A 5,003-nucleotide genomic window follows, 5' to 3' on the forward strand; every position below is an offset into this window, starting at 1 on the left:
TCTCCCAGGACTAAAAAGTAGGCTGTTAAGTTGAATTTTCAAAATAAATTTTACCTACCCCACTCAGAAGTTAAGTGTCAAAATTTAACTAAGACGTTTGAGTTAAACTAATAGTCTGCTCAGGAGGGGAGCGCTCACTGCTCGATCTAAAATCTCATAACCAAGACGTTGTAGTTTAATCAAAGTATATAGTTACCTTAGAAGGCGATCGCTCACTGCTCGATCTAAAATCTAGTAACTAAGACGTTATAGTTTCAATCAAAGTATATAGTTAGTTTTTTCCCAGGACTAATAACTTAGCTGTTAAATTTAATTTTCAAAATATATTTTGCTGACCAGAGTCAGAACCTAAGTGTCAAAATTTAACTAGGACGTTTGAGTTAAACCAATAGTCTCCTCAGTAGGCGATCGCTCAAATCTTTATCTAAAATCTAGTAACTAAGACGTTGTAGTTTCAATCAAAGTATATAGTTAGTTTTCTGGTGGAACTAAACAGTTGTTTGTTAAGTTGAATTTTCAAAAGCAATAAAATTGAGTGATGAATCTCAACTTAGAAGTTGGGTGTCAAATTAACTAAGACGTTTGAGTTAAAGCAATAGTCTGCTCAGTAGGCGATCGCTCACTGCTCGATCTAAAATCTAGTAACTAAGACGTTATAGTTTCAATCAAAGTATATAGTCAGTTTTCTCCCAGGACTAAAAAGTAGGCTGTTAAGTTGAATTTTCAAAATAAATTTTACCTACCCCACTCAGAAGTTAAGTGTCAAAATTTAACTAAGACGTTTGAGTTAAACTAATAGTCTGCTCAGGAGGCGATCGCTCAAATCTTTATCTAAAATCTAGTAACTAAGACGTTATAGTTTCAATCAAAGTATATAGTTAGTTTTTCCCCAGGACTAATAACTTAGCTGTTAAATTTAATTTTCAAAATATATTTTGCTGACCAGAGTCAGAACCTAAGTGTCAAAATTCAACTAAGACGTTTGAGTTAAACCAATAGTCTCCTCAGGAAACGATCGCTCAAATCTTTATTTAAAATCTCATAACTAATACGTTTAACTAATACGTTTAACTAATACGTTGCAGTTAACTCAAAGTATATAGTCAGTTTTCTCCTGAGACTAAAAAGTAGGCTGTTAAGTTGAATTTTCAAAATAAATTTTATCTACGCGAATTAGAAGTTAAGTGTCAAAATTTAACTAAGACGTTTGAGTTAAACCAATAGTCTGCTCAGGAAACGATCGCTCAAATCTTTATCTAAAATCTCATAACTAAGGGAATAGGAGAAAATAAATTATCCCAATTTTTGTACTCCCTAAATCTACTATATCCTGACTGGTTATTCCCTACTCCCTTACTTTTTCAATTTCTTCCCTACTCCCTACTCCCTACTCCCTTATTTTCATAGCTAATGGGATAATTTTTTATTTGGAAGTCCCTAATACGTTGCAGTTAAATCAAAATAGATAGTCAGTTTTCTCCTAGGACGAAAAAGTAGGCTGTTAAGTTGAATTTTCAAAATAAATTTTACCTACCCCACTCAGAAGTTAAGTGTCAAAATTTAACTAAGACGTTTGAGTTAAAGCAATAGTCTGCTCAGGAAACGATCGCTCAAATCTTTATCTAAAATCTCATAACTAAGACTTTGCAATTAAGTCAAAGTAAATAATCAGTAAAAGGAGGTTCTATCCAGACCAATATCTAAAATCTCATAACTGAGACGTTATAGTTAAGTCAAAGTAAAGTAAAGACAAGAAACAGGCAATAGAAAAGACTTCTAATTTGTTGGTTTTTCAGAAATAGTATTTGCACACTACTTGACTTTTTTTGAGAAAATCACTACTTGTACACTACTACCTATTGATTTTTATTCAAATACTATTCTTTCAATAATCTATCCGACGAAACCAAAAGTTCAGCAAATATCTGATACATCTCTTTTGCCAATTTTTGAGGATTCCACAAAGGGGCTAAATTATCTGGATTTTTTGACTTTTGCAAATGCTCCCGCACCGAATTTCTTAAACCATTATCTTTACCTAATTTAATTCCCCATTCTGTATATTCTTCCCAACTCCAAGCAACTCCTATATCTAGATTTATATTCTGCAAAAATGAGTAACCCATCCGAGATAAATATTGTTCGCCAGCTCTAGTTATTATTGGTAAGTTTTCCCATAAAGCTTCTAAATTATGAGTACCACCATTATAAGGATAAGAATCTAACAAAACATCAGCTATCTGATAAATTGCTCGATGTTCTTCTTCTGTTTGAGTTTGTCCTAAAAAGATAATTCGATTAAAGTCTACACCTAAATTTTCAGATTCTTGAAGATAGGTTTGATAAATTATATCTACGTCTCCCTGACCTTTCCGAATTAATATACTTTGTGGGGTATGTTGCAAAATTTTCAGTTGAGCGCGTACCATTTCTGGATTAGTTTTTCGCCCCGGTGCTATACACAAATAAACCATTTTATCTGAATCAATTCCGAGACTATTTCTAGCATAATTTCTATCAACGGAACGACTATCAAACCTATCCACAGCTACAGATGTTTCTGGCAATCTAACTAATTTTTCTAGATAATGTTTTTCTCTTCCTTGGGGATGGGTATACCAGTCACATAAAAAATAATTATTTTCAGAAATATAGGGTGCATCAAAACCTAACCAAGATATACAAACTGGTGCAGGTTTTTCATGGAGAATATGTACATTTACTGGCAATGTCATTGAATCTAAATCTACTACTACATCTAACTTGTCTTCTAATATTTGTGCAGTAATTTCTTCATAAGACGGAAACCCATTAGGATACTTTTTCGGCCAATAAGTTTTGACAGACATTTGTTCAAATCTTTGAGTAATATCGTCTCTCTTCAACGGACCTGTAATATAGAGATGAACGTCTGGTGTAATTTGAGATAATTCTCTGATTAAAGCTTCACTACACCAACCTACAGAATGACGGCGAAAATGTTTGGAAAGGAATCCTATTTTTAAGGATTGAGAACTAGAGGTATGAGTTTTTGTCGTTTGATAAATTGTGGGTCGATTTTGATAATATTGTTTGGCTATTAATTTGTAAAAATTAGCGTTTCTTTCTAAGTCATCTCGGAGGTGAGAAACGGCAAATAAGAAAATTTCATAGAGTAGTTTTATTTCTATTTCGGTGAAGGTTTCACAACTTTGATAACAGATTTTTTCTACTTCTGAAAGTTTGGAGTTTGCCACTTCACTAACTCCTGATTGAAAGTAGGAAAATAAAAAGGCAACTCCTGAAAGAATAGGAGCTATTTCTCCACAAGAATTACAGAAATTATCGGCAGCTTTTCTTGCTTCGGCAAGTTTAGTTGTATGACTCAGCAAATCGCATAATTGTTGATGAGCTTCGACAAATTTTGGTTTAACTTCGATAGCTTTTTCAAAGGTCGCGATCGCTTCTTCCATTTTTTCTTGTTTAATAATATGTCCGATGCGAGAGTATACTTCTGCCCAGTTTGGTTTAAGTTCTAATGCTTTATGATATTTTTCTAGTGCTGATTCTAATAATCCTTTATTGGAAAGTGCTGTTCCTAAGTTGGCATAAGCATCATAGGAGTTAGGGTTATATTTTATTGCTTCTTGATAATGAAATATTGCTTGGTCATAGTCACCTTTCAGCAATAAATTATTAGCTAGTTTTTCATGTAAATGTTTTAAGTCTGGATTAATTTTCAGTGCTTGCTGATAATAATTAGCTGCTGCTTCTTTATCCCCTTCTTTTCCTAAAATATTAGCTAAATTACTATAAGCTTCCGTATAATCTGGCTTCAGATTAATTGCTCTCTCATAGCTCTTAACTGCATCATTAATTCTACTCAGTTTAACAAGAGTATTGCCTAACTTAAAGTGAAAGTCTGGCTCCACTATATCCGGTTGAATTTCTAATGCTTTTTCCCAAGCATCAAGAGCTTCATCAACCTTTCCCAAATATTGAAATAGTTTGCCAAGATTCCAATAAATACCAGCCAAACCAGGTTTTAAGTCAATAGCCTTTTGATAATGAAAAAGCGCTTGTTTATATTCACCTAACTGCAAATAGACACTACCAAGATTTCCATTAACTTCTGCAACTTCCGGCTCAATTTCTAAAGCCTGACTATAAGCACGCAAAGCAGATTCTAAATTATTTTGTTGGTAAAAAGCATTTCCTAAAGTTACATAACATGGAGCATAATCTGGTTGAATTTTCAAAGCTTGTTTACAAGAGGCGATCGCTGCTGCTAAATTTCCTTGTTTCAAGGCAAGGTTAGCTTGATTTATATAAGCTTCTGCTGCTGGAAATTTTAATAAATTTTTGGGAAACTCTGATTCTGGTTTTTGATATTCAAAAGTCGTAACTTTACCTGTTTTTTCAAGATTTTCTTCTACTTCATTTGGGTAAGGTAAGTTATTAGAAGTATTCTCGAAACTATCGACTTTTTTCTCTGGAATCAAATTGAAAGTAGTAGGTTGAATCCCATGTTCTCTATCTGCTGCTGGAAATTTTAATAAATTTTGGGGAAATTCTGAGTCTGGTTGTTGATATTCAAAAGTTGCAAATTTACCTGTTTTTTCAAGATTTTCTTCTACTGCATCTGGGTAAGGTAAATTATTAATAGTCTCCTCAAAACTCTCGACTTTTTGACCGGGAATCAAATTGAAAGTAGCAGATTGAATCCCATCTTCTGCATCAGGAATAATAACTTCTCTATTTCCTTCTCCAGTCAATTTTTCCCCTTCTCTAAAATTCGTTGATTTTTCCCCAATTACTGAATCAATACTATTCTCGAAACTCTCGACTTTTTGAGCGGGAATCAAATTGAAAGTAGGAGATTGAATCCCATCTTCTCCATCAGGAATAATAACTTCTCTATTTCCTTCTCCAGTCAATTTTTCCCCTTCTCTAAAATTCGTTGATTTTTCCCCAATTACTGAATCAATACTATTCTCGAAACTCTCGACTTTTTGAGCGGGAAT

Annotated in this window: 1 protein-coding gene; it reads right to left on the reverse strand. The window is 33.4% G+C overall.

Going from position 1 to position 5,003, the window contains the following annotated elements; genetic code table 11:
* Positions 1–1,877 precede the first annotated feature (1,877 nt).
* Positions 1,878–5,003: tetratricopeptide repeat protein (locus F6K22_RS31375; protein WP_293107279.1), on the reverse strand; the 3,126-nt coding region annotated here is incomplete at its 5' end.

It is taken from the genome of Okeania sp. SIO2F4 (assembly GCF_010672385.1).
Classification (GTDB): domain Bacteria; phylum Cyanobacteriota; class Cyanobacteriia; order Cyanobacteriales; family Microcoleaceae; genus Trichodesmium.